At 53.7% G+C, this 24,858-nt stretch carries 23 protein-coding genes; 6 read left to right on the top strand and 17 right to left on the bottom strand.

Annotation, left to right across the window (positions count from 1 at the left end; genetic code table 11):
* Positions 1-117 precede the first annotated feature (117 nt).
* The 7 genes from KI379_RS15720 to KI379_RS15750 form a co-directional block, all read right to left on the bottom strand.
* The gene (locus KI379_RS15720) at positions 118-558 is read right to left on the bottom strand and encodes a MarR family winged helix-turn-helix transcriptional regulator (RefSeq protein WP_089547763.1); all 441 of its coding nucleotides are present in this window, start codon (positions 556-558) and stop codon (positions 118-120) included.
* Between the two features lie 142 nt (positions 559-700).
* Complete coding sequence (locus KI379_RS15725) at positions 701-2,002, bottom strand: pyrimidine-nucleoside phosphorylase (protein ID WP_089547764.1); 1,302 nt, start codon at positions 2,000-2,002, stop codon at positions 701-703.
* 63 nt (positions 2,003-2,065) lie between these two features.
* Positions 2,066-2,773: a purine-nucleoside phosphorylase gene (gene deoD / locus KI379_RS15730; protein WP_076171689.1), complete on the bottom strand. Its 708-nt coding sequence runs from the start codon at positions 2,771-2,773 to the stop codon at positions 2,066-2,068.
* Positions 2,774-2,792: 19 nt separating this feature from the next.
* Positions 2,793-4,004: a phosphopentomutase gene (gene deoB, locus KI379_RS15735; protein ID WP_212984146.1), complete on the bottom strand. Its 1,212-nt coding sequence runs from the start codon at positions 4,002-4,004 to the stop codon at positions 2,793-2,795.
* Between the two features lie 47 nt (positions 4,005-4,051).
* Positions 4,052-5,230: a NupC/NupG family nucleoside CNT transporter gene (locus KI379_RS15740; protein ID WP_076171683.1), complete on the bottom strand. Its 1,179-nt coding sequence runs from the start codon at positions 5,228-5,230 to the stop codon at positions 4,052-4,054.
* 170 nt (positions 5,231-5,400) lie between these two features.
* A complete protein-coding gene (deoC, locus tag KI379_RS15745) occupies positions 5,401-6,069 on the bottom strand; it encodes a deoxyribose-phosphate aldolase (RefSeq protein ID WP_212984147.1) in 669 nt (222 codons plus the stop codon).
* Positions 6,070-6,309: 240 nt separating this feature from the next.
* Positions 6,310-7,245, bottom strand: a complete 936-nt coding sequence (locus tag KI379_RS15750; RefSeq protein WP_076171822.1) for a sugar-binding transcriptional regulator — start codon at positions 7,243-7,245, stop codon at positions 6,310-6,312.
* Positions 7,246-7,529: 284 nt separating this feature from the next.
* On the opposite strand from KI379_RS15750, the gene coaA reads away from it, so the two are divergent.
* Positions 7,530-8,450, top strand: a complete 921-nt coding sequence (gene coaA / locus KI379_RS15755; protein WP_212984148.1) for a type I pantothenate kinase — start codon at positions 7,530-7,532, stop codon at positions 8,448-8,450.
* On the opposite strand, the gene KI379_RS15760 is transcribed toward coaA, so the two are convergent.
* From KI379_RS15760 to KI379_RS15780, 5 genes are all read right to left on the bottom strand, one after another.
* Positions 8,436-10,619 (bottom strand): MMPL family transporter, encoded by a 2,184-nt coding sequence (locus KI379_RS15760; protein ID WP_212984149.1) that lies wholly within the window; start codon positions 10,617-10,619, stop codon positions 8,436-8,438. The genes coaA and KI379_RS15760 overlap by 15 nt on opposite strands.
* Positions 10,620-10,659: 40 nt before the next feature.
* Positions 10,660-11,802, bottom strand: a complete 1,143-nt coding sequence (locus KI379_RS15765) for an NAD(P)/FAD-dependent oxidoreductase (RefSeq protein ID WP_179232004.1) — start codon at positions 11,800-11,802, stop codon at positions 10,660-10,662.
* A gap of 23 nt (positions 11,803-11,825) precedes the next feature.
* Positions 11,826-12,560, bottom strand: coding sequence for a methyltransferase domain-containing protein (locus tag KI379_RS15770; protein WP_212984755.1), 735 nt, complete (start codon positions 12,558-12,560; stop codon positions 11,826-11,828).
* On the bottom strand, positions 12,547-13,707 hold the full coding sequence (locus KI379_RS15775; protein ID WP_212984756.1) for a type III polyketide synthase: 1,161 nt from the start codon (positions 13,705-13,707) through the stop codon (positions 12,547-12,549). The genes KI379_RS15770 and KI379_RS15775 overlap by 14 nt, the downstream gene beginning before the upstream one ends.
* 320 nt (positions 13,708-14,027) lie before the next feature.
* Positions 14,028-15,722, bottom strand: a complete 1,695-nt coding sequence (locus KI379_RS15780; protein WP_212984150.1) for a M3 family oligoendopeptidase — start codon at positions 15,720-15,722, stop codon at positions 14,028-14,030.
* Between the two features lie 333 nt (positions 15,723-16,055).
* Between KI379_RS15780 and KI379_RS15785 the strand changes: the two genes are divergently transcribed.
* Positions 16,056-16,295 carry a helix-turn-helix domain-containing protein gene (locus KI379_RS15785; protein ID WP_076171668.1) on the top strand — a complete coding sequence of 80 codons (240 nt, stop codon included), beginning with the start codon at positions 16,056-16,058 and terminating at the stop codon, positions 16,293-16,295.
* A gap of 28 nt (positions 16,296-16,323) precedes the next feature.
* Positions 16,324-16,839: a peptide deformylase gene (gene def, locus KI379_RS15790; protein WP_212984151.1), complete on the top strand. Its 516-nt coding sequence runs from the start codon at positions 16,324-16,326 to the stop codon at positions 16,837-16,839.
* 131 nt (positions 16,840-16,970) lie between these two features.
* Here def and KI379_RS15795 read toward each other — a convergent pair whose 3' ends face one another.
* From KI379_RS15795 to KI379_RS15815, 5 genes are all read right to left on the bottom strand, one after another.
* On the bottom strand, positions 16,971-17,879 hold the full coding sequence (locus KI379_RS15795; RefSeq protein WP_212984757.1) for an aldo/keto reductase: 909 nt from the start codon (positions 17,877-17,879) through the stop codon (positions 16,971-16,973).
* Positions 17,880-17,906: 27 nt separating this feature from the next.
* Positions 17,907-19,160: a DUF445 domain-containing protein gene (locus KI379_RS15800; RefSeq protein WP_212984152.1), complete on the bottom strand. Its 1,254-nt coding sequence runs from the start codon at positions 19,158-19,160 to the stop codon at positions 17,907-17,909.
* Positions 19,161-19,363: 203 nt separating this feature from the next.
* Complete coding sequence (lspA, locus tag KI379_RS15805) at positions 19,364-19,816, bottom strand: signal peptidase II (protein ID WP_240913151.1); 453 nt, start codon at positions 19,814-19,816, stop codon at positions 19,364-19,366.
* A 201-nt stretch (positions 19,817-20,017) separates the two neighbouring features.
* Positions 20,018-20,686 carry a sporulation-specific diadenylate cyclase CdaS gene (gene cdaS, locus KI379_RS15810; protein WP_076171658.1) on the bottom strand — a complete coding sequence of 223 codons (669 nt, stop codon included), beginning with the start codon at positions 20,684-20,686 and terminating at the stop codon, positions 20,018-20,020.
* A gap of 56 nt (positions 20,687-20,742) precedes the next feature.
* The gene (locus KI379_RS15815; RefSeq protein WP_076171655.1) at positions 20,743-21,015 is read right to left on the bottom strand and encodes a hypothetical protein; all 273 of its coding nucleotides are present in this window, start codon (positions 21,013-21,015) and stop codon (positions 20,743-20,745) included.
* A gap of 159 nt (positions 21,016-21,174) precedes the next feature.
* Here KI379_RS15815 and KI379_RS15820 point away from each other — a divergent pair, with 159 nt between their 5' ends.
* The 3 genes from KI379_RS15820 (at position 21,175) to KI379_RS15830 (ending at position 24,758) form a co-directional block, all read left to right on the top strand.
* Entirely contained in the window at positions 21,175-22,407 is a 1,233-nt protein-coding gene (locus KI379_RS15820) for an aminopeptidase (RefSeq protein WP_212984153.1), read from the top strand.
* A gap of 182 nt (positions 22,408-22,589) precedes the next feature.
* Positions 22,590-23,819, top strand: a complete 1,230-nt coding sequence (locus KI379_RS15825) for an aminopeptidase (RefSeq protein WP_212984154.1) — start codon at positions 22,590-22,592, stop codon at positions 23,817-23,819.
* A gap of 174 nt (positions 23,820-23,993) precedes the next feature.
* The gene (locus tag KI379_RS15830; RefSeq protein WP_373309560.1) at positions 23,994-24,758 is read left to right on the top strand and encodes an SDR family NAD(P)-dependent oxidoreductase; all 765 of its coding nucleotides are present in this window, start codon (positions 23,994-23,996) and stop codon (positions 24,756-24,758) included.
* Positions 24,759-24,858 lie beyond the last annotated feature (100 nt).

Raw genomic sequence — 24,858 nt, forward strand, 5'->3', positions numbered from 1 at the left:
ACAAAAAGGAATGAGGCATCCCGTAGCCCATTCCTTTTTCTGTTTTAAAAATTTTATGCGTTTTTCTGCGCTGTTTGGCGTTCCATGTCAGAGCGCAGCGTTGCTCGGCCGCCTGATTTATGTCAATCCCTTCGTCTCCGCGACCGCATTGGCGGACATGATTTTTAATTTGCGGATCATGTCATCGGTCTCCTCGGAGCTCAGGCCGCTCGAAATGATCTCCGTCCACGCCTTCAGCTTCGATCTGATAAACTTCCGCTTCTCCAGCCCTTTCTCGGTCAGGGTCACCAAATATGCCCGGCTGTCCTGAGGATCCCGGATCCGCTTGACATAACCGAGCGCCTCCAGCCTGCTGATGGCCCGTGCTGTCGCCGCTTTGTTGATAAACAGGTTGGCCGACAGCTTCTCCTGCGATACCCCGTCCTCGATATACAAGTTGACCAGGAAAATGTACTCCGACGAATTAATGTCATGCTCCTTCAATTCCCGGTTCAAATAGATTTGAAACTGGCGGTGCAGCACCGATATCCACCTGGAAACACTGCCTGTCTCCTCCATTACTCTTCACCTCGAAATAATTGTTTACTAATCAACTACATATGCTGAAGTATACCTTGATTTATCGGCTTGGTCAATGAAACCAAGGAGCCATATAAAAAGCCTGGAACTTCTGCAAGTTCCAGGCTCCAGCCTGTAAGGCCTATTCTGTGATGATGCCGTACACCAAGGTTGGCGCTTCGGCATGATCGGAGATTCGGATATTTTCGTAAATTTTGCCGATGACGTCGTCCACGTTTTCACGGTTCGCATGGATCGTGACGAGCGACTCACCCTTCTTCACGGAATCTCCGATCTTTTTGTTCAGCATCAGGCCGACGGCCAGATCGATCTCGGATTCCTTGGTCGCGCGGCCGGCACCCAGCCACATGGCCGCCGTACCGATCTCGTCGGCGACGATTTCGGCGACTACGCCGTCTTCCTTCGCCGGTACTTCGATCTGGTATTTGGCCTGCGGGAGATTCTCCGGATGGTCGACGACATCCGGGTTGCCGCCCTGGTTCTTGATGAACTCCTTAAATTTCTCCAGCGCTTTGCCGTTCTTGATGACTTCTTTCAGCTTCTCTTCGGCTTCTTCCAGGGAGCTTGCTTTGTTCGCCAGGAACACCATTTGGCGGCCCAGGGCGAGACAGAGCTCTTCGAGATCCTTCGGTCCTTTGCCCTGCAGCGTATCAATGGCTTCCTTTACTTCCAGCGCATTGCCGATCGCGAGGCCGAGCGGCTGGCTCATGTCGGAGATGACGGCCATCGTTTTGCGGCCGACGTTGTTGCCGATGCTGACCATGGCGTGAGCCAGTTCCTTGGCATCGTCCACCGTTTTCATGAAAGCGCCGGCGCCCGTCTTAACGTCGAGCACGATGGCGTCTGAGCCTGCGGCTATTTTTTTGCTCATGATCGAGGAAGCGATCAGCGGGATCGAGTTGACCGTGCCGGTCACGTCGCGCAGTGCATACAGCTTCTTGTCGGCCGGCGTCAGGTTGCCGGTCTGCCCGATGACGGCGATTTTGTCCTGATTCACCAGGCGAACAAATTCTTCGCGGTCGATCTCCACGTGGAAGCCTTCAATCGCCTCCAGCTTGTCGATCGTACCGCCGGTATGTCCCAGACCGCGGCCCGACATTTTGGCCACCGGAATGTCCAGCGCCGCTACGAGCGGTGCCAGCACCAGCGTCGTCGTATCGCCAACACCGCCGGTGGAGTGCTTGTCGACCTTAACGCCTTCGATGGCGGACAGGTCAATCGTGTCGCCGGAATTCACCATAGCCATGGTGAGATCGGCGCGCTCGCGCTGCGTCATGTTCTGGAAAAATACAGCCATAGCCCACGCGCTCATTTGGTAATCGGGGATATCCCCTTTGGTATATCCATCAATAATGAAATTAATTTCTTCCGTGGACAGCTCGCCGCCGTCCCGTTTCTTCTCAATCAAGTCAACCATTCTCATCGGATGTCTGCCTCGCTTTCCATGGGATTGTTAGTCTGTGAATGGGATGAAAGAATGCTGCCTTTACAGTCCGATCGCCGTTTCCAAAGCCACTTCCATCATGTCGTTAAACGTAGTTTGGCGCTCCTCGGCACTCGTTTCTTCACCGGTCAGAAGGTGGTCGCTAACGGTCAGCAGGGTCAATGCATTAACGCCAAACTTGGCTGCCAGCGTGTACAGGGCTGTCGTTTCCATCTCAACGGCCAGAACGCCGTGCTCCATCAGCTTCTCAACGATGGATTTATCGTCACGGTAGAAGATATCGGAGCTGAATACGTTGCCCACATGCAGCTTCAGACCTTTTTCAATCCCTTTATCGTACGCGGATTTCAGCAGGTTAAAGCTTGCGATCGGCGAAAAATCGTATCCTCCGAATTGGTGGCGGTTGGCGCCGGAATCGGTGCAGGAAGCCTGCGCAAGGATGACGTCACGCACATGTACATGCTCCTGCATGCTGCCGCACGTGCCGACGCGCATCAAATTTTTGACACCGTACTCGCGGATCAATTCATTGACGTATATGCTGATCGACGGAATCCCCATGCCGGTTCCCTGCACGGAAATACGCTGCCCTTTGTACGTGCCTGTAAAACCGAGCATGCCTCTCACTTCGTTGTAGCATTGCACATCCTGCAAATACGTTTCCGCGATGAATTTGGCCCGCAGCGGATCCCCCGGTAAAAGGATCGTTTCTGCGATTTCTCCTGCCTTGGCTCCAATATGAGTGCTCATTTCTTTTCCTCCCCATAGGTCATGGATTCATGTATATTGTAAAATCGTGACACTTCAGGTCTCCCAGGAAGCTGGTGCCGTATTTCGGCATCGTGACGCCAAAGTTCTCGGCTACAGTTGCACCGATATCGGCAAACGTCTTCCGCAGCGCAAGCTCACTGCCACCATTGGTGAAGCGCGGCGAGTATACCAGCAGGGGTACGTATTCACGCGTATGATCGGTGCCGCGGTATGTCGGATCGTTGCCGTGGTCCGCTGTGATGATCAGAAGGTCGTCATCCGACATCTTGGCAAACATTTCCGGCAGACGCGCATCGTACTCTTCCAAGGCTTGCCCGTATCCTTGCGGATCGCGGCGGTGGCCGTACAGCGCATCAAAGTCCACCAGGTTCAGGAAGCTGAGTCCTGTAAAGTCCTCATCCATAACACCGATGATCTTGTCCATGCCGTCCATGTTAGATGTGGTGCGGATCGCCTTGGTCACGCCTTCCCCGTCATAAATGTCGGAAATTTTACCGATCGCGATCACGTCGAAATTCGCATCCTTCAGCTCGTTCATCACGGTGCGGTCAAACGGCTTCAACGCATAGTCATGACGGTTGGCGGTACGCTTGAAGGATCCGGGCTGGCCCACGAACGGACGGGCAATAATCCGGCCCAGCATGTAAGGATCGTCCAGGGTAATTTCCCGGCAGAATTCGCAAATTTCATAGAGTTCTTTCAACGGCACGATCTCTTCGTGAGCCGCGATTTGAAGCACGGAATCCGCCGAGGTGTAGATAATGAGCGCTCCCGTCTTCATATGTTCTTCCCCGAGCTCGTCGATAATTTCAGTGCCGCTCGCCGGCTTGTTGCCGATGACTTTGCGGCCTGTCTTCTCTTCGATACGCTGAATCAACTCGTCCGGAAAGCCATCGGGGAACACCCGGAACGGCGTATCGATGTACAGCCCCATGATCTCCCAGTGGCCGGTCATCGTGTCTTTCCCTGCGGATTTTTCCTGCATTTTTGTATAATACGCCAGCGGCTTGTCCGCTTTGGCAATCCCTTCGATTTCGCGGATATTGGACAGGCCGAGCTTGCCCATATTCGGCATGTTCAAGCCGCCGCGCTCACGGGCGATATGCCCGAAGGTATCGACGTCAAAATCGTCGAACTGGGCGGCATCCGGCGCTTCACCGATCCCCACGGAGTCCATAACAATCAGGTGGATACGTTTAAAGTTTGGCATAAGTTTCTATCACTCCTTCATCCTTGAGTATACATGACGCAAGTCTTTTATAGAAACAGTCCGGCGATGATCGCGGACAAGACGCTGACCAGCGTCGCCCCGTACAGCAGCTTCAAGCCGAAACGTGCGACGACGTTACCCTGCTTCTCATGCAGGCCTTTGACCGCACCAGCGATAATGCCGATGGATGAGAAGTTCGCAAAGGAAACGAGGAACACGGATACGATGCCTGTCGTGCGTGCGGACAATGCGGTATGCTTGCCGAGTTCCAGCATGGCAACAAACTCGTTGGACACCATCTTGGTGGCCATAATGCTGCCCGCTTCCACCGCTTCCTTCCATGGAACGCCCATAACAAAGGCAAATGGTGCAAAGATGTAGCCCAGCAGTTCCTGGAACGAAATGCCGAAGATGCCGTCAAATATGCCATTGATCAGGGCGATCAAGGCGACGAAGCCGATCAGCATCGCAGCAACCGTAATGGCGACTTTGAAGCCGTCCATAATGTATTCGCCCAGCATCTCGAAGAAGGACTGCTTCTCTTCATCCTGAACGACAAGTTCATCTTCTTCCTTGGTCACCTTATATGGGTTCAAAATCGAAGCGATAATAAACCCGCCGAACAGGTTCAGCACCAGCGCGGTAACCACGTATTTCGGATCGATCATCGTCATATAGGCGCCTACGATCGACATCGAAACGGTGGACATGGCCGAGGCGCAGAGCGTGTACAGCCGGTGCTTCGGCAGCAGGCCGATCTGCTTTTTCACGGAAATGAACACTTCGGATTGGCCCAGGATCGCGGAAGCGACCGCGTTATACGATTCCAGCTTGCCCATCCCGTTCACTTTGCTCAGCACGAGGCCGATGTACCGGATAATAAACGGCAGGATGCGAAAATACTGCAGGATGCCAATCAGTGCCGATATGAAAATGATCGGCAGCAGCACGCCGAGGAAGAACGGCGCCTGTCCTTCGTTGGCGATACCGCCGAACACGAAGTTGACCCCTTCTCCGGCATAGACCAGCAGCTTTTCAAAAATACCGGAAAAGCCTTTGATCAGCACGGTGCCGAGAACGGTGTTGAGCAGAACGTACCCCAGAATAATCTGGAGAATGATCATGATCACCAGCGGGCGGTAGCGGATCTTCCGCTTGTCGTTGCTGGCCACGAAAGACAGGGCGAAAACAACAAGTAACCCTAGTACCGCAATCAAATATTTCATAGCTGTCTCCCCAGTTGAAATTTTTTATGAAACCAAATCTATTAAGCGCTTACAGGCTTGATATTAATAGAAACGGAAGCTTCCCGCCCGGTTTGCCATATTCCGATGTGAACCGCTTCCGTTCATTTCATGCACACTTTTGCTTCAGCGCGAGATTCTTCTCTTCCTTATTAATAGGAAGCCGAGGATTGGCCGCCCTCCATAATCTTGACGCCGGAGCTGGCACCGATACGGCTTGCGCCCGCTTCGATCATTTTGTTCATGTCCTCGAGGCTGCGTACGCCGCCGGATGCTTTGACGCCGATGTTCGGGCCTACCGTTTGGCGCATCAAGCGAACGTCTTCCGGCGTAGCACCGCCCGTGGAGAAGCCCGTCGAAGTTTTTACGAAATCGGCTCCCGCCTTAACCGCCAAGCGGCTTGCGCGTTCCTTCTCTTCGTCCGTCAGCAGGCAGGTTTCAATAATGACTTTGACCAGAGCCTTGCCGGCAGCGGCATCTACCACCGCTTTGATGTCGGCTTCCACGAGATCGTCCTCGCCGTCCTTCAGCGCGCCGATATTGATAACCATGTCGACTTCCGTGGCGCCGCCAGCGATCGCGTCCTTCGCTTCAAATGCTTTGACGGCCGAAGTCGTGGCTCCCAGAGGAAAACCGATGACCGTACAAACCTTCACTTTGGAATCCTTCAGCTGTTCTGCAGCGAATTTGACCCAGGTCGGATTTACGCACACCGATGCGAATTCATACTTCTTCGCCTCGTCAATCAGGTTACTGATCTCGGCCCGGGTGGCATCTGCCTTAAGCAGGGTATGATCGATCATTCCCGCCAAATTTGTCATTCTGATCCACTCCTTGATTCATGATGGGTTATTCTTTTATTTATCCAATTCCCTGGAATTGAAAAGCTTTTCTTTCAAGCTGCACGACTATCATAACACCGGCCTGAACATATGTAAATAGATCGTGAAATTATGTTCACAAATCGTTCTACCCACTCCCGTAATGTGCACAAAAAAAATCCGCCCTATGTAATCCGGACGGAATTCAAAAGAAGCAATCGATATGAAATGAATGATTTTCTAAGAGATCAGAGCCTGGGCTGTAAACTGATCCGTGATCAAAATGTTCGCGTAATTGCCCGCGAGGGCCGCTTGAATGGCCTCCACCTTGCGTTCTCCACCGGCTACCAGAATGGACTTTTCCTTCTTTTGAAGCTCGTGAAGGTCGATTCCGACTGTACGGTTATTGATTTCTTCACTGCAGATCTGGCCCGTCTCATCAAAAAAACGTGAACAGATGTCTCCGGCGCCGGACTTCTTCAGCAGCTCCTGCTCCTGCTCGTTAAAATACCCCAGCCGGAAAAGCAGCGCGTCTTCCTTCACCGTACCGACCGTGAACACGGCAATGTTCGCCTGTTTGCCAAGCTCGATGATCCGGCTGATATGCCGGTCTTCCTCCACGATCCGCTTCAGCTCGATGTTGTCGAAGATGACCGGCAGCGGCAGGTATCTCGCTACCGTCTGGAACGCCTCCGCAAACAGATTCACCGTCTCTGCCGCATAGGTGTTGACGTGGGAATGGCTGACACCGCCCTTCAGCTGCACGACTTCGACGCCTTTTACCTGCTTGGGCGCAAGCTGAAGCGCGACAGCATGCATGGTGGTCCCCCAAGTGACCCCGATAATATCCTTGTCCTGGACGATCTCGTGGAGGAATTCGGCTGCCTTTTTACTGATATGCTTCTTGATTTCCTCGTACTGATTTAACGGGGAATAACAGACCTGTACCGTATCCAAGCCGTATTTGCGCTTCAGCTTCCGGCCCAGTACGTTTAAATCTTCGCCAGGGTCGACAATTTCGATCCGCACGTATCCTTGTTCCTTGGCATGCTGAAGCAATCTCGATACCGTCGGCCTGGAAACGCCAAGCCGCTCGGCGATATCCTGCTGGCTGTAATCGGACTGGTAATACAGTCTGGCTGCCTCGATTGCTAATCTTTGTCTTTCAATGTCCATCGTCTTCAGCTCACTTGTCCCGCTCTCGCATGATTTGGCTTGCACTGATCCTATTATACCTCTTGTTCCCGAAAGCCCAAACCCTTTTGTCGATTGAACGGTTTTTCTGGTATCCATTTTTAACCCTAAGGTTTATTTAAGCCGCTTAACATGCTATAATTCAGTTCGCATTAGTAACGCGCAATGTCACAGTTTATTTTGGGATTCACTTCCCGTTTACATACTCTTGAAACGACAGGAGCTGGTTTGGCATGGCCCTACTTTGTTTAGAAAGCGAGTGTACCATGAACACATACTCCCCTTATTATACATTTGACCGGAAGGACTGGAAGGCGGCACAAGAGGACTCGAAGCTTCCGCTGACGGAAGAGGAATTTGAACGCCTCAAAGGCTTGAACGAGAAAATTTCGTTGCGGGAAGTGCGCGACATTTATCTTCCGCTGACCCGCCTCATCCATTTGTATGTAAGTGCTTTCCAGCAGCTTCAAGAAAAGATGAACACCTTCACCGGCATCCGAGCGCCCAAATCGCCTTATATTATCGGAATCGCCGGCAGCGTAGCCGTAGGCAAAAGCACGACCGCACGCCTGCTGCAAACGCTGCTGTCCAGATGGCAGGAGCATCCGCGCGTGGATCTGGTCACGACGGACGGCTTTCTGTACCCGAACCGCGTTCTTGAGGAAAAAGGGATCATGAACAAAAAGGGATTTCCGGAGAGCTACGACATCAAAAAACTGATGCAGTTTATCAGCAGCGTCAAATCCGGACAGCCTGCGCTGAAGGCCCCGGTCTATTCGCACCTGGCCTATGATATTCTGGCGGACGAGGAGCAGCTGATCGACCAGCCGGATATCCTCATACTGGAAGGGATTAACGTCCTTCAGGTCAATACAGAGGCGCCGGTCTTTATCAGCGACTTCTTTGATTTCTCGATCTACATCGACGCCGAGGAGCAGGATATCCGCAGCTGGTATATCGAGCGTTACCAACTGCTGCGCGATACCGCCTTTCAAGATCCAAGGTCCTACTTTCACAAATTTGCCAGTCTCTCCGAAGAGGAAGCCGTGCAGAACGCGTCGGAAATCTGGAGATCGATCAATCTGAAAAATTTAATGGAGAACATTCTGCCTACGAAGGCGCGTGCCAAGCTCATCTTAAAAAAAGGGCCGGATCATCAGATCCAGCAGGTGTTACTCCGTAAATAACCAACGGCGAAGCTGATGCGGCAGCCACCAATTGACATGCCCCATCAGCTTCATTAACGCTGGAACGAGCATAAAGCGGATCAGGGTCGCATCGATCAGGATCGCCGCAGCGATACCGAACCCAAGCTGCCTGACTCCCTCCACGTCCCCTGCGGTAAACGGCAAAGTGACGGCGATCATGATGGCTGCCGCTGAGGTGATCACTTTTCCCGTGGAAGAGAGTCCCGCTGCTATCGCTTTTTCCGCATTTCCTGTGCGATGATACACCTCGGTCATTCGGGACAGCAGGAAAACGCCGTAATCCATACTAACCCCGAACACCAATCCGAAGATAAATACCGGGATCATGACAGCGATACTGCCTGATCCGCCCCCCAGCATTCCATCTTGAAAAAAGTACACCAACACCCCGAACGACGCTGTAAGGCTTAGCAGGTTCATCAGCAGTGCTTTGACCGGTATGATAATCGAACGAAAACCTGCGAACAGCACCACAAAATTGGTTATAACCATCCAAAAAAGCACCGAAGGAAGTCTGGCTTTGATCTCTTCGCTTACTTCCAGCCGGTACTTGGCTTCTCCCCCAATCAGTATCCGAATACCCCTCTCATTCTGTCCCTGAATTTCCCACTTCTGCAGCCATGCCTCGGTTTGCTTATCATCCATACCTGGCCGAAGCGTTACTGACATCAACAGGCTGCCCTCACGAACGAACGGTTGACTCGTATTCTGTGGCAGCTGCTGCAGCATTCCGGGGCTTAACAAGCCCCCCGGCTGATCATTGAACTTGGGGATATTGGAAAAGATGGAGTCAACACGGAGCACATCCCGGTCCGTCTTCAACCTTTGCCACAGCTCGTAAGCTGCGCTCCATTCCACTGCCGACAAGACATCTCCGCGTCCCAGCACCACCATCGGGATCTCCGAGGTAAAGGGGGCGTTGAAACGGAAATCCACCAGTTCGGCACCAAGCCGTGAAGCATAGCTTGACGGCAGAGAGGCGGCATCAGGAACGGAGGTCTGCAAATAGCGTATCGGCAGGATGCTTGTCAGCAGAAGCGCTGCGGACACCAGCGTCATCCGAACAGGTCTCTGCATAACGTAGCCGGTCCATCGCTGCATCAGTCCGGGCTTGAAGGTGGCTGCTGCCGCTGCGGAACCCCGCCGAATCGGGATTACCGGTGACCATAATGTCAAAAAGGCCGGGACAAGCGTTAAGTTCACCAAGGCCGATACAAAAACGACGACCATCGCCCCGATGGCGACCGATCGGAACATCGGCATCCGGATGAATGTTATGGCGATGAGCCCCAGGATCACGCAGGCGGCCGAATAGAGCACAGCCCTGCCAGCCTGCCTAATGGTGACCGACAGCGCCTGCTCCACGCTGCCGCTGGATGCCCTCCATTCCTCACGGAAGCGGCTGACAAGAATCAGTCCAAAATCGATGCCGAGCGCCAGGCCGACCATGGGTATGACGTTCAGCACGAAGTTGGACAGCTCCAGCTGCAGGCCGCTCCCAAGCCAATAAAGAATCCCCATCGAAACGCCCACGGCCGTGCACCCTGCTGCGATCGGGATGAGGGCATAGATCCAGCCGCCGAACGCGTAGAACAAGATCAGAAAGGCCAGCGGCAGACCGATCAGCTCTGCCCTCTTCAAGTCATGCATACTCGCCCGGTTGACATCGTCCTGCACGACAGGCTTGCCGGTCAGCGTGATCTTCACACCAGGCGGCTCGGGCAATGCTGAGCGAATGGCGTCAAGCCCCTTTCCGGCGGTCTGATGCTGGGTGTTCAACCCCAACAGGGCATAGGCGGCCTGGTTGTCCATCATCCCCTCATGCTCCAGCGGTGAAATAACGGTCAGGCTGCCGTCCACCCGACGGAGATGTTCCAATACCGCCTGGATTCCCGATTCAAACGAAGCGCGGGAGGCTCCGGGCTCCCGTTCGAAGACGACAACGACCGGTTCACTGGGGAGTTGGTAATCTTCCGACAGGATGCGCTCGACCTGTGCGGAAGTTCCCTCCGTACGCAGCCCGTGATCCTTCAGGATGGAAGGCAGTGATATCGCTGCCGAACCGCACAGGACGAGCAGCGCAGTCCAGCACGCCAGCACCCACGCAGGATAGCGGAGAGCAAGTCCGGTTATGAAACGGTAAATCACCCGATTCCCTCCTCCTGTCGGCATGCGGTCTGCAGTCTAACTAAGACATCGTGTTCTTCAGCCGCGTCGCTTTGACCAATGAATCGGCGACAGGCGGGAACAGCCGGGCAAAGCCTGACAGAATCCTTCCGGCAGAGGGCCGGCCGCTGATCGCCTGCAAGTAGCGCCCTTTTCGCAAAATACCGCTGAATTCACGGTGCACTGCCTCGGTATACAGCCGCTCCCAGTCTTGCATGCTTAGCTCGCCCCGCAAATAGCGGTCGGCAAACGAGGCGCACAGAATGCCGGAGCGCAGGGCGGCGCTCATCCCGTCTCCGAAGAGCGGCGGAATCATGGCGCAGGCATCTCCGGCATGCGGAATCATCCGCCAGGGCTGGGGCCGGCGGGACAAATATACCGGCGCGGTCGAGATCATCGTCCCGTCCGTCGGCGTTCCTTCCGACAATCGGCGGGCAAGCAGGGGATTGCCGCTTGCTGCAAATTCCAGCAGCTCCTTCATCTTCACTCCCGCGCCTTTCAACCGGTCCCGCCGCAGAAGCGCGGCTACATTATAGGTGCCCGCTTCCACAGGGGCGATCCCGATGTAGCCTCCGGGAACCAAATATAGTTCCACGGCTTCCGTCCCTGCGAGCCCGGTCATATGCGTTTTAATTCCGATGTAGGCATGTCCGTCCTGCCCCACTTCTTCATAATCGATCAAATCCGGCCGGCGGTGACAGCCCCAGGCGGCAATCACTGTCCTTGCCTCCAGCGTATCGCTGAGTCCACCGGTCCGGGTCCCGACGATATATCCGCCTCCATCCTCACGGGCATGAATGCTTGTGACCGTCGTCGCGTCCCGTATTTCCACGCCTGCCTCCCGTGCAGCCCGGTGCAGGCCGGCATCCAGCGTATACCGGCTGATGCCCCAGCCTGTACCGGGGAGCGCTGCTTCCAGCACCTGTCCATGCCTCAGTACCAGGCGGGCCCGGTCAATCGGATTCGGCTCCATTCGCTCGACAGCCTCCGCTACACCAAGGCTGGCCAGCGTCTCCCTCGCCTCCGGAGACAGAAATTCCCCGCATGGCTTATGACGGGGAAAATACTGACGATCTATGAGCACGGTCTTCCACCCTTGAGCGGACAGCCGGATAGCTAAACTGCAGCCGGCAAGGCCAGCTCCGATTATGACTGCATCCTGCATGGGAATCATCTCCTTTCGCTGTTTTATACTTTTCCCGTTTTATGAACAACGGCCACATAACGGAATAACGGCTTCCAGCTGTACAGCAAGTCCGCTTGAATATCCCGCTCCTGCAGCCGCTGTCTCAGCCTGATCCAATCGGAGGACTTGAAACCCTTCGCAACCGACAAAGGCCCGTCATGCCGTATATAACGGTTGTCTGAAACCAGGTGCGCCACGACCCAAACGGCGGACCACGAAATCCAGTGCCGGTGAATATCGCTGATCACCACGCCCAGACGGGATGCCTTCAGCATCTGCCCGACCACTTCGGGAAGCCGGACGTCGTCAAAGTGGTGAAGGAACTGCGATGACATGACGATATCGGCGCTGCCTTCCGGAAGGTCAAATAAATCGCAGCGTCTGACCGTAATATTCGGTTCCCCTTGGTACAGGTTTCTGGCCTCCTCGCAGGCTTCTTCCGTAATGTCCACTAATGTAATCCGGACATCGACCCCGTTTCGGGCAGCCCAGCGCAGAATGCGGCGGTTCACATCTCCCGAGCCGGCGCCAATATCCAGCACCGATACCCTGTCCGGCCTGCCGGATTGACGCCACAACCGCTTGAACCCGTATAAGGATGGGGACGAAGCACCAAAGATCCGGTTCAGTCGTCGCAAATGGCGCAGCGCTTCCAGCAGCTCGTCGCCGCCCGTGCTGAAGTCGTCCATGTATTCCTCTTCCACTGCCCGTCCGTTTAACCGCTTAAAGCCCGGCATACTCATAGCTTGACTCCCGTTTCGTAACGAATGAAGGAACATACGTAAATCGAAGGAGTTCTGCAGTCAAGCCCGGGCCAAACGCCAGTGCCACTCCGGACCGTTCACCCTCGCCTTGTTCCCTCAAACGCTCTCTCATCCCTTTTAGAACGAACAGCAGCGTCGCCGAAGATAAATTCCCGAAGTCCCGAAGCACGTTCCGGCTGAATTCGGTCTGGCTGTCCTCCAGCCCGAATAAATCCTGGACGGCATCTACGATGCCCCGTCCTCCCGGATGAATCGCCCATAACGGCGGAAGTGCTCCTCCGTCCATCAGCCGGTCCACTTCATCCCGCAGGAACGTTCTGAGCAGCTTGGGGATATTGGGTGAGAGGTATAAATCAAAACCGGTGTCCCCGACCTCCCAAATCATTTCGTCTGCAGAATCCGGAAGGAGCACAGAGTGTCCTCCGTCTAGTTGGAACCCTCCCTGTTGGTCGACTTCACCGGAGCTGACGATGCATGCCGAAGCCCCGTCCCCAAAAAACGAAGCACCGAACAAGGCTTCACGGGATCCCGAAGGCTGCAAATGAATGGTGCACAGTTCGACGCAAACGATGAGTACCACCGCTGCCGGGCTGGCAGACACGATTTGCTGTGCTAACTGAATCGCCCTCAAACCGGCGGCGCAACCTTGAAAGGTAAGCGGGATCCGCTGAATCCGCGCAGACAATCCAAGCCGGTGAATCAAGACGGTGTCTAATCCGGGAAGAAATTGACCGGTACAGCTTACCGTCAGAATGTGAGTGATTCCGGAAGCTTCAACACCCGCATCACGAATGGCTTCTTCCGCCGCCTTCTCGGCCAAAGGGACCGATTCTCTCCGGTACACCTCCATCCGCTTGGAGGTCGAAGGGGCAGCCTGCTGCTTGTCCGTGGACAGATACGTGCACTGATCGGCAGGTTTGAGGAAATCCTCCTCACAGGTGTACCTGACCTGGACTCCGCATTGCTTAAATATTCTTTTCGCCCACCTTAGCGCGTGGGGATCTTCCCTTAACGAAGCTTCCATTTTGGCAAATACGTCATCCTGGCAAAGGCGGTGAGGCGGAAGCGCCGTACCGATGCCCTGAATCAATGCCCTGCCTGCACCATGTTCACTGACCATCGTCAAAAGATCACCTCCATTCATTCATTTACGTCCCATTTACGCACATAAGCCTTAGAACAAGTATATTCACCGTAATAACGCATATGCTCCGTGAGGACAAATACCTGTTTGCCTGCTTTAGGTGGCATAAACCGGATGGATCACCTTTGAACAGAAATCTCCGGCTTAAAAGGGAAAACCACCCTCCTGCTACTGATGCTTACCCGATTCCGGACAGCGGAAAACGTGTGCACCAAAATTACGGCATACACAAAAAGCAGGCATAGGGCTAATCCCCCATGCCTGCTTTTTGCATTTTTAATCGCAATTACGTACTTTTACAGCGCTTTGTCGTCCACACTGTTCAACCAGTTCTCAATGACGCCGATCACCGAAGCGACGGTACCGTCTTTAAACGGCGACTGCAGTCCGGCAAGCTCCACAAGCCCGGTAAAGGAACGGCTTCCTCCCGCCTGGCACAGTCGTAGGTAATCCGCCCATGTCGCTTCGCGGTCCTCGTTCATCTTCTTCCAGAACTGGAACGCGCAAATTTGCGCCAACGTATAATCGATGTAATAGAACGGCGCCTGGAAGATATGGCCCTGTTTGTGCCAGAAGCCGCCCCGCTCCAGATATTCGTTGTCCGGGTACTGCCGGTGCGGCAAATACTTCTTCTCGATTTCACGCCAAGCGCGTTTGCGCTCCTCCGGCGTCGCGTCCGGATTCTCATACACGAAGTGCTGGAATTCGTCGACGGATACGCCGTACGGAATGAAGAGAAGCGCACTGGACAGATGATCAAAATGGTATTTTTCCGTGTCTTCCTTAAAGAAGTTATCCATCCAAGGCCACGTGAAGAACTCCATGCTCATGGAATGGATTTCGGCCGATTCATACGTAGGCCACAGGTATTCCGGCACCTGATAATGACGGCTGGAATAGACTTGGAAGGCGTGGCCGGCTTCGTGCGTGAGAACGTCAATATCTCCGGAAGTGCCGTTGAAATTGGAGAAAATGAACGGCGATTCGTATTTGCTGATAAACGTGCAGTATCCGCCGCTTTGCTTGCCCTTTTTGCTGACGAGATCCATCAGCTCCCGGTCTACCATGAATTTGAAAAATTCGTCGGTTTCCGGAGACAGCTCCGCGTACATCTTCTTCCCTTGCTCCAGAATCCAGTCCGCATCCCCTTTTGGCGTCGCGTTCCCAGTCTTGAAGCTGAAATTGTCGTCATAGATTCGAAGGGAATCGACGCCGATCCGCTCGCGCTGGCGTTCCTTCAGCTTCTGGGCTACGGGTACGATGTGTTCCAGCACTTGCTTCCGGAAGTTGGCTACCATGTCGGCGTCATAGTCCGTACGGTTCATGCGAATATAAGCAAGCTCAACGTAATTTTTATAACCGAGCTTTTGAGCCATGCGCGTCCGGGTTTTCACGAGTTCATCGTAGATCCGGTCAAAATCCTGCTCATGCTCCGCCATGAAGGAATATCTCGCTTCCGACGCTCTCCGGCGCAGGTCGCGGTCCGGCGACAGCTCAAACGGCAGCAGCTGGGACAGCGTCCGCTCCTCACCTTCGAACGGAATCTTCGCCGAGGCGATCAGCTGACTGTACTCGGTGGCCAGCTTGTTATTGAGCTGCATATCTTCGATGATATCCGGATGGAAGGCCTTAAGCGCCAGCTCGGCAAGCTTGAACAGCTGCGTTCCCCACTTGGCTTCGAGTTCACTTCTGAATTTGGACTCTACCAGCGCTTTATAATAATCGGTTATGTATTCTTGATAGACCGGACTCGCTTCATCGATGTATTCTTGTTCGGCCTTGTAAAATTCATCGTTCGTATCGATGGAATGGCGAATGACGGCAATCTCTGCCATGCTTTCGAATTCGCTGCGCAGCTTGTTGATATCGGACATGGCCTTGTCCTGCTCTTCAAAGGAAGCCGCCTGCTCGAACTGCTGGATCAGTTGTTTAAACCGTTGTTCAATTTCTTTCACGTCTGGCCGCTTGTATTCGTACTCGCTGAACTTCATGCATCACGCATCCCTTCTTGATTGGCTTTCGTTACCATTATACTAGAGAATCAGGCTTAGACAACATATACGTCAAAAAAAATTTAATGTTCGTGAAAGCACTTCCCGTTAGTCAGAATTCTACAAGCTTCCCTATATGGAATGGCTATATTTTACAGAGGAATCCATAGCAAGGTTTCGAGAATTGCCCAATAATAACCGCCCTTATGCTTATATCCTCGTTCTTCCCTTTTGCCATCGGTTGTGTTATATTAGTTCGTACCTAAAAATATTAGGCATCACCTAAATGGTTGAATATACATATACTGAACATACAAAGGTGGTTTGAAAGCGATGCTCATATGGATGCTGCGCCAAGTGATGGCAGAACGCGGAATTTGGACGGGAGCCGCACTGGCCCGTCTACTGAAAGACAAAGCCGGCTACGAGCTGTCTCCCCCCTCGATCAGCGCCCTGCTGAACGGCAATCCGAAGCAGATCAAGGCCGATACGATGGATGCGCTGTGCACGGCTCTCGACTGCACTCCTAGCGACTTATGGCATCATACCCCATCGAACGTTAGAGGGGCCTAGACGTTTATTGAAACTGGAGGTAACAAGCATGCCGGAAAAAGAAATTCTTCCCTTCGGAGATCCGATTCTCCGCAAAAAAGCCAAAACCGTTACGGAAATAACGCCGAGAATTCACAAGCTGCTGGATGATATGGCGGATACCCTGTACGCGGAAGAAGGCAGAGCCGGCCTGGCCGCACCGCAGATCGGCATTCTCCGCAGGGTGATCGTCATGGACTGCGGGGACGGGCTCATTGAGCTGATCAATCCGGTGATGCTCGAGCAAGCCGGGGAGCAGACCGGACCGGAAGCCTGCTTATCCTACCCCGGGTATACCGGTATCGTGAAGCGGGCGAAATACGTGAAGATCAGTACGTTAACCCGTGAGGGTAAAACGATTGTAATGGAGGCAGAGGATTATTTGGCACGCTGCATTCAGCATGAGATGGACCATCTCGACGGGATTTTGTACATTGATCATATTCAAAACGGGGAACTGTTTTTCAATCGGACGGAACGCAGAGCGGATTTGATGGCTGCCTTAAAGCTGACTCAGAACGTTTAGCTGCACTTCTATGCTCTTATTGACATCCCATCAAGTCTCTTTATAAGTCCCCACATATGAAAAATAAGGAGCTGTCCAAAGGTCATTCACGACCCGGGGACGGCTCCTTTTTATAAGGAAAAATAAAGTTATTAACGGTGCGCTGTATACTGATTAGCCTTACTAAAGCTGCAGATCTGCTCGATCTCCTCGTCACTGAGCGCCGGAGCGTCTCCAGCCGCAGTATTGTGGATCAGCTGCTCCAGGGAGCTTGCTCCCGCGATGGCCGTCGCCACTACCGGATTCGCCAAGGCGTACCGGATCGCGGTCTGCCCCATACTCCGGTCATTCTTGACCAGGCGCTGCAATTGCTCGCGGATCTGGATCAGTTCATCGGGGCTGTAATCCAGGTACCCCTTCGCCACTTTCGCTCCGCCCTGCTCGGTCAGGACACCGGAAGCCACCGGACCGCGGGCGATGACACTGATATGGTTATCGGCCAGTAAAGGCAGCACCTCTTCCTCTGGACGGCGGTCCAGAATGCTGTACTGGCTCATGACGCTGACGATTCCGGAACGCTTTACGTATTCCCGGATCACGTTTGGACGGATCGACGAAATGCCGTAATAGCGGATCACGCCCTCCTGCTTCAGCTCCTCAAACGCCTCGATCGTCTCGTCAATCGGATCGTCCAGGGTACCGCCATGGAGCTGGTACAAATCGATATAATCCGTTTGGAGGCGGCGAAGGCTTTCTTTTACCGCAGAGCGGATATACGCTTTGGAAGGGTCCCATACCCAACCTTCTTTACCAGGAATTCTCCGGTTCCCTACCTTCGTCGCCAGAACAACGTCCTGCCGGCGTCCGCGGATCGCCTTACCGACAATTTCTTCGTTTTTGCCGCTGTCGTAGAGATCTGCGGTGTCCAAAAAATTCACGCCCCGCTCCAGCGCCGCGTGAACGATTCGCTCAGCCTGCGCCTCATCGGTTCCCAAGGACATGCAGCCCAGCCCGATCTCGCTGATGTTCAGTTCCGATGTTCCCAATTGGTTCCTTTTCATTAACTTCACCTGTCCCTTCCCCTGAAATTACCCGTTTAAAATCAACAAATGAATGGCGCTCAGCACGATGCCGATCACGAATCCGCAAATCGCGCCGTTGACCCGGATCCACTGCAGGTCGCTGCCGACCTTCTCCTCCAGCATGTTGACGAGCGTCTGATCGTCCAGCTTGTCCAGATTTTCCCGAACCAGCACGCCGATCCGGTAATAATTGGATTCCACCAGCTGAACGATCATTGCCAGAACCCCTTGTTCCCACCGGTTGGTTAACTCTTCCTTGGATTTCAATAAATCATGGCACCAGCGGAACAGACGAATCCATATACGCCCTCCGCGCTCCCGTTCGGCTTCCATCCACTGCAGCAGTCGTTCACGCAAATGGATCAGTTGGCCGGCGATCCATGCTTCCGCGTTCTCAGAGCTCAGCTTGTCATCCAGCCAACCCTTTACGCGGCTTTCCGTTTCCGGACTGTCGGCTACTTGGGCCAAACGCTCCCGGATGCCTTGGACAACCCGTTCCCGGTATGGACTTTCCGGATTCGCCACTTCAAGCAAGGCCGAGAGGATCAGCTTCTTCAGAATAGCTCCCATTTTCTCCTCATTCATAAAGCCCAGCATCGCCTGCACGGCAAAGCCCTTCATTCCTCCAAGCTGAAGCTCGTCCAGTTTGGCATGCGCCAGCTTGCCGAGCATCATTTCGTTATCCGGGTTGTTCACCCATTCTGCGGCGTACAGCAGTCCGTAGTCCAATACCTTCTCGTCCAATTGGTGCGCTTCCGTCTCTTTGACCACACGGTTTAACAATTCGGTGATGTTCCGGCTATGAATGTACCGAAGCACCATGTCCCGGATGTGCGGGGCCGCTTTCTCCAGCGGCAGTTCGCGAACGGCCTGCTCCAGCGAAGACAGGAGCTTCATGCGGACCTCTTTCCGCCGGATCAGCTTGAACAGCCCGGTCGACACAGACTGGAACAGCTTCATCTGCCGAAGTCTGGACGTGATGCTTTCCTTATTCAAAAGTTCGGTTTCCAATGCGGAAATGAGCGAATTGACGATTTTGTTGCGGTTTTTAAGCAGCAGCGACGTGTGGGGGATCGGAATCCCCATCGGATGGCGAAACAAGGCGGTGACCGCAAACCAGTCGGCAAATCCGCCGACGAGTCCGGCTTCAAAGCCTCCCAGCAGCAGCTTAACCCACGAATTTTGCGGCAGGAAAAGCATGACGAGAAAGCCCGCGCCCATAACAGCCAGGGAATACCCGGCCAAATATCTGGATTTCAATCTGCATACCCCCATATGTACGTATACCATGATGGCGTCGATTCGACTTGCTTTAATGACCGATCACGCTATCAAACTATTAACCATATTGTAGCCCATTTGTTTCGTTTACAGCCGAAAAAACCGGGCTCGCGAAAAACTCCCGGCTTCCCGGGAGTCTGCTGTCTGCACATCATGATTCCAAATGTCCGGTTAATAGGGCATCAGGAATAAGATTGCTTGGGCTCGCGGCGGAAGATCACGGACAGAATAATGGCCACGATGCCGATATTAATCGCGATATCCGCGATATTCATAATGCCTGTCATGCGGCCGAGGACGATAAAATCGGTAACCTTGCCGAACAGCACCCGGTCGATCGCATTGCCGATCGCCCCGCCGACGAGAAAGCCCGTGGCCAGCTCCATCCATGTCCCCTTAAGCACGCCTTTGGTCCGGTAATAGATAATGACGGCCGTAACAAACACCGCAAATACGACAAATAACTTGCCGTAGCCCTGGAACGAGCTGAACGCGGCTCCGGTATTTTGGTAGTACTCAAAATGAACGTACGGGTCAAGAAATGGCCTCGAACCTCCGACAACCATGGATGAGCGGACCCAGAGCTTGCTCAGTTGGTCGATCGCAATGACGATCAGCGATATGATGTAAAACAAAATAATGATGCACCTCTTTCCCTCTGCGTCCGTTGTCTCATTTCCCCTTGTTCAGCGAAGGAACAAAATGGGTAGAGACGCCGATGCTGACCCTTTCTAATGGAGTCATGCAGCATGCCTGTAAGTCCATTATGCGTCAGATCGCTCTGCGTACACAAGTTTCACTCTCATCCTGCATCTGCTGGCTGCCACGAACTTGCCTCAATCCCCTCCAGGGACGGCTACATCCGGGCTGAACACCGGCCGCGAATCCATTTCCCCCGGGCGTACCGGGTAGAGCGTTCCGTTCAGCGCAAAAGAAACCCTGCCCGTCTCCTCCGAAACGACAAGGATCAGCGCATCGCATATTTCTGACAGCCCCAACGCAGCCCGGTGACGGGTTCCAAGTTTCCCCTCGCGCAGCGCTTTGGAAACCGGGAGCACATTGCCGGCGGAGACGATTTGGTTCTTGTCGACCAGCACTGCCCCGTCGTGCAGCGGTCCCCCCGGATAAAAAATCGATTCCAGCAGGGTATGCGACACGTCCGCCCCGACCGGTATGCCGGAATGCACCAGCGGCGGGAGCGCATCGTTTCTTTTGACGACGATAAGCGCCCCGTGATTCCGCTCCGACAGATGCTGCAGCGCTGTGGACAATGCTACGTAACGATCTGTATAAGGCGACAGATACGCATTCAGATAATAGGATGCGGCCGTCATCTGCATGTCGGTAAAGACGCTGTGGATCTGCTCAAACTCATTCAAAATGCAGCATTCCTTCTGGTCGATCGTCGCCAGCATGCTCTCGATTTCCGCCTTAATAGTGGACAGGCTCTTTTTCAGATGGACCTGTATCGTTTCAGACAGACCCAGCTCATCTTCATTGTTCACGTCGGCTCACCTTTCCTTATGACTTAAAATATAGACTGCTCCGTTCAGCCTTCCGACTATTCGGCGTCTTCCATCGTATCCATCGCGGCATCAAGCAGTGCATCAAACAGGTCGTCGTCCTCTTCCAGCCGCGCATCGGCCTGAAGCATCTCCTCTTCGATGCCCGATTCGTCCGCATAGTTCAGGCTGTAATCCCAATCATCGCCCTTCTTGCTGAAAAAGGTAACCTCATACTTGGACTTATGCCCCTCCAAAGTAAAAATGGTGTGCCCCACGTAGTGTCGTTCCTCGTCCAGCTTCATCCCGGCTTCGATAATTGTAAAGTCCATGAATCCATTGCTCCTTCTAAGTGGTGTATTTGATACTATAGTATACCATGGAGGCGGCCGTTTCCATCAAACGGCAGAGCTTATGTTTTCATTATGCGGAACAATTTAGTACAATACTACTTGTGTCAGTTGATAACCAGTATCTGGAGGGATGAATCCATGACCGATTTCATCAGTCAATTAAACAAATATGCCGATCTTGCCGTCCGTGTAGGCGTCAACGTCCAGAAGGGCCAAACGCTGGTCGTCAACGCATCGATCCAGTCGGCGGAATTTGTCCGCTTAATCGTGGAAAAAGCATATGATGCGGGCGCCAAGCTCGTCAAAGTCAATTGGAGCGACGAAATCGTTACCCGTCTGCAGTATGAACGGGCCGACGATGAAGTTTTCGCGATTCCACCGAAATGGTTAGCAGGGGAAATGATCGAACTTGTGGAAAACGGGGCAGCCGTGCTGCACGTGATTGCCGAGAATCCGGATTTGCTGAAGGGGATCAAGCAGGAACGGATCGCCATGAACCAAAAAACACGCGGCCAGGCGATGGCACCTTACCGTGCTTACCAGCAGGCGGACAAGTTCAGCTGGTCAATCGTGGCTGTCCCTTCGCCGGAATGGGCTGCAAAGGTGTTCCCTGACGCTCCCGAATCTGAACGGGTGCAAAAGCTGTGGGAAGCGATTTTCCATACGGTACGCATTGATCAGGAAGACCCGGTCGGTGCCTGGAAAAAGCATCTGGCCACATTGGAGGAAAAATCGAACATCCTGAACGCCAAAAAATATAAGAAGCTCCACTATATCGCACCGGGAACCGATCTGACCATCGAGCTTCCGGAAGGACATATTTGGGCAGCCGGCGAGAGCATCAACGAGAAAGGACACAGCTTTGTCGCCAATATGCCGACCGAAGAAGTGTTCACCGCGCCGCTGAAGACGGGCGTAAACGGCACGGTGCGCAGCACCAAGCCGCTGAGCTATGGAGGCAACATCATCGACAATTTCTCCATTACATTTGAGAATGGCCGGATCGTAAGCGTCAGCGCCGAACAGGGGCAGGAAACGCTGGAGCATCTCGTCGAAATGGACGAAGGCGCGCACTACCTCGGCGAGGTCGCGTTGGTTCCGCATCAATCACCGATTTCCGAGTCGAACATTTTGTACTTCAATACGCTTTTTGACGAAAACGCCTCCAACCATTTGGCGATCGGCAGCGCCTACGCCTTCTGTGTTGAAGGCGGCAAGGACATGAATCAGGAGCAGCTTGCTGAGCGCGGTCTGAACACAAGCGTGACCCATGTCGACTTTATGATCGGCTCGGGGGAAATGGACATTTTCGGCGTTAACGCTGACGGTTCGGAAGAGCCTGTATTTAAAAACGGAAACTGGGCATTTTAAGGACTGACTCCAATCGGTCCATTAATGCTGTGAATCCTTGTTCTGCATACGATGAAATATTGGAGCCGCAAGAGCCTTCCTGAAGCGATGACAGGAGGGCTCTTTTGTAGTCAGGTGTTTTATTTATCCAGTGGTTAATTTATAATGGGGAAGAATTGAATACATATGTGGAGGTAGAGCCTATGCTCTCGTTCGAAAACAAATTAAACAATTATGCCGAGCTTGCCGTCAAAATCGGTGCAAATGTGCAGCCCGGACAAACGCTGGTCGTGAATGCAACGATCGACGCAGCCCCGTTCGTTCGCCTGATCGTCCGCAAGGCGTATGAGATCGGCGCCAAGCTCGTCAAAGTCAATTATACCGACGAGGCGGTCACCCGGCTCCGGTACGATTTGGCACCGGCGGAATCTTTCCTTGAAGCCCCGACTTGGTATGCGGGCGAAATGACCGAGCTCGCTGAGAACGGAGCCGCTTTCCTGACCGTTCTCTCCTCTAGTCCCGACCTGCTCAAAGGAGTAGAGCCTGGAAGAATCGCCGATTATCAGCGCACCTATGGTCAGGCGATGGCGAAATACCGCCAGTTTCAGCAGGCGGACAAAATGAGCTGGACGGGCGTTGCCTTCCCTTCCCCGGACTGGGCCGCGAAGGTGTTCCCGGATGCGCCGCAGGATCAGCAGGTCGGCAAGCTGTGGGACGCCATCTTCCATGCGTGCCGTGCGGACCGCGAAGATCCGATCGCCGCTTGGGAAGAGCATATCGATACGCTGCAGAAAAAATCGGATGAGCTGAACGCCAAGAAGTATCAAAAGCTGCATTTTACGGCACCGGGCACGGATCTGACGATCGAGCTACCCGAAGGCCATATATGGGCCCAGGCGGGCAGTGTCAATGAGCAGGGTACGGCGTTTGTCGCCAACATCCCGACTGAAGAAGTGTTTACAGCCCCGCTCAAAACCGGCGTTAACGGAACCGTGAGCAGCACCAAACCGCTCAGCTACGGCGGCAACATCATCGACCGCTTTACGCTGACTTTCGAAAACGGCCGTATCGTAGATTACAAAGCGGAAGAAGGCCAGGACACGCTCGCACGCCTGATCGAGATGGACGAAGGCTCCCACTATCTTGGCGAGGTAGCCCTTGTACCGTTCCAGTCTCCGATTTCACAAAGCAACATCCTGTACTATACGACTTTGTTTGATGAGAATGCTTCCTGCCACCTGGCAATCGGCAGCTCTTACGCCTTCAATATACAGGGTGGTAAGACGATGTCCCAGGAAGAGCTTGAGTCCCATGGCATGAACCAGAGCATCACACACGTCGACTTCATGATGGGTTCTCCCGAAATGAACATTACCGGAATCACTCATGATGGCAAAGAAGAGCCGGTGTTTGTCAACGGAAACTGGGCTTAATTCTCTGGCAGCACCCCTGACAGTCGCATGACCGACGGGGTGCCTTTTTTGTTTACAAAATGCCGCCCCCCTCCCCACCTCCCGTTCAGGTAAAATCATGGATTCCATTTGACGCTCCCGGATGCCGGTGGTACGATTTGTACGAATTCACCTACCATGGAGAGGAGCAGTTTGATGATATCCATAGATCTTACGGGGAAAACCGCTTTGATCACCGGCGCCTCCGGCCAGCTTGGACGGGTCATGGCCCGTACACTGGCCCGTGCCGGGGCCGATGTAGCCGTCCACTACCGCGGCAACGAACAGAAAGCGCTGGAGCTGAAGCAGGAAATTGAGGCGCTGGGCCGGCGCTGCATCGCCGTTCAGGCCGACATCACCGATGCCGAATCGGTTACGGCGATGAGAGACCGCCTGCTGGGAGAGTGGCAGGCTATTGACATCGTTGTCGCAAACGCTGTCATTCAGTATGAGTGGACCAGCGTGCTGAATCAGCCGGTGGAGGATTACCGGAGCCAGTTCGAATCCTGCGTGCTGCAGAACGTGCTTTTGGCCAAAGCCTTCATCCCGGCCATGATCGAGCGCAAGCAAGGGCGGATGATCGGGATCAACACCGAGTGCTCCATGCAGAACTTCCCCGGCCAGTCCGCTTACGTTGCCGGCAAGCGCGGCATGGACGGCGTCTACCGCGTGCTTGCGAAGGAGGTCGGCGAGCATAACATCACGGTCAATCAGGTCGCTCCCGGGTGGACCATCAGCGACCGCGACCGGGAGAACAACACCGAGGTCAGCGAAGGGTATGCGAGCAGCGTTCCCCTCAAGCGCCGGGGCACCGACCAGGAAATTGCCAATGCGGTACTGTTTCTGGCGTCCGACTTGTCGAGCTTTATCACCGGGGCTTACATTCCGGTGAACGGCGGCAACGTCATGCCGGCCATTTAGATGCTACATATCAAACTTTATTTAAGCGTATACAGTAAAAGGACAGCCGGATGCTGTCCTTTTGCTCTTTTTGCCATATATCATTCCGATATGAAATGAC

Source organism: Paenibacillus cineris (assembly GCF_018333335.1).
Classification (GTDB): domain Bacteria; phylum Bacillota; class Bacilli; order Paenibacillales; family Paenibacillaceae; genus Paenibacillus_AQ; species Paenibacillus_AQ favisporus.

Bases quoted from the DNA above. Each gene is read 5' to 3' on its own strand.
- KI379_RS15720 (WP_089547763.1), bottom strand. From the start codon at position 558: ATGGAGGAGACAGGCAGTGTTTCCAGGTGGATATCGGTGCTGCACCGC.
- KI379_RS15725 (WP_089547764.1), bottom strand. From the start codon at position 2,002: ATGAGAATGGTTGACTTGATTGAGAAGAAACGGGACGGCGGCGAGCTG.
- deoD (WP_076171689.1), bottom strand. From the start codon at position 2,773: ATGAGCACTCATATTGGAGCCAAGGCAGGAGAAATCGCAGAAACGATC.
- deoB (WP_212984146.1), bottom strand. From the start codon at position 4,004: ATGCCAAACTTTAAACGTATCCACCTGATTGTTATGGACTCCGTGGGG.
- KI379_RS15740 (WP_076171683.1), bottom strand. From the start codon at position 5,230: ATGAAATATTTGATTGCGGTACTAGGGTTACTTGTTGTTTTCGCCCTG.
- deoC (WP_212984147.1), bottom strand. From the start codon at position 6,069: ATGACAAATTTGGCGGGAATGATCGATCATACCCTGCTTAAGGCAGAT.
- KI379_RS15750 (WP_076171822.1), bottom strand. From the start codon at position 7,245: ATGGACATTGAAAGACAAAGATTAGCAATCGAGGCAGCCAGACTGTAT.
- coaA (WP_212984148.1), top strand. From the start codon at position 7,530: ATGAACACATACTCCCCTTATTATACATTTGACCGGAAGGACTGGAAG.
- KI379_RS15765 (WP_179232004.1), bottom strand. From the start codon at position 11,802: ATGCAGGATGCAGTCATAATCGGAGCTGGCCTTGCCGGCTGCAGTTTA.
- KI379_RS15770 (WP_212984755.1), bottom strand. From the start codon at position 12,560: ATGCCGGGCTTTAAGCGGTTAAACGGACGGGCAGTGGAAGAGGAATAC.
- KI379_RS15775 (WP_212984756.1), bottom strand. From the start codon at position 13,707: ATGGTCAGTGAACATGGTGCAGGCAGGGCATTGATTCAGGGCATCGGT.
- KI379_RS15780 (WP_212984150.1), bottom strand. From the start codon at position 15,722: ATGAAGTTCAGCGAGTACGAATACAAGCGGCCAGACGTGAAAGAAATT.
- KI379_RS15785 (WP_076171668.1), top strand. From the start codon at position 16,056: ATGCTCATATGGATGCTGCGCCAAGTGATGGCAGAACGCGGAATTTGG.
- def (WP_212984151.1), top strand. From the start codon at position 16,324: ATGCCGGAAAAAGAAATTCTTCCCTTCGGAGATCCGATTCTCCGCAAA.
- KI379_RS15795 (WP_212984757.1), bottom strand. From the start codon at position 17,879: ATGAAAAGGAACCAATTGGGAACATCGGAACTGAACATCAGCGAGATC.
- KI379_RS15815 (WP_076171655.1), bottom strand. From the start codon at position 21,015: ATGGACTTTACAATTATCGAAGCCGGGATGAAGCTGGACGAGGAACGA.
- KI379_RS15820 (WP_212984153.1), top strand. From the start codon at position 21,175: ATGACCGATTTCATCAGTCAATTAAACAAATATGCCGATCTTGCCGTC.
- KI379_RS15825 (WP_212984154.1), top strand. From the start codon at position 22,590: ATGCTCTCGTTCGAAAACAAATTAAACAATTATGCCGAGCTTGCCGTC.
- KI379_RS15830 (WP_373309560.1), top strand. From the start codon at position 23,994: ATGATATCCATAGATCTTACGGGGAAAACCGCTTTGATCACCGGCGCC.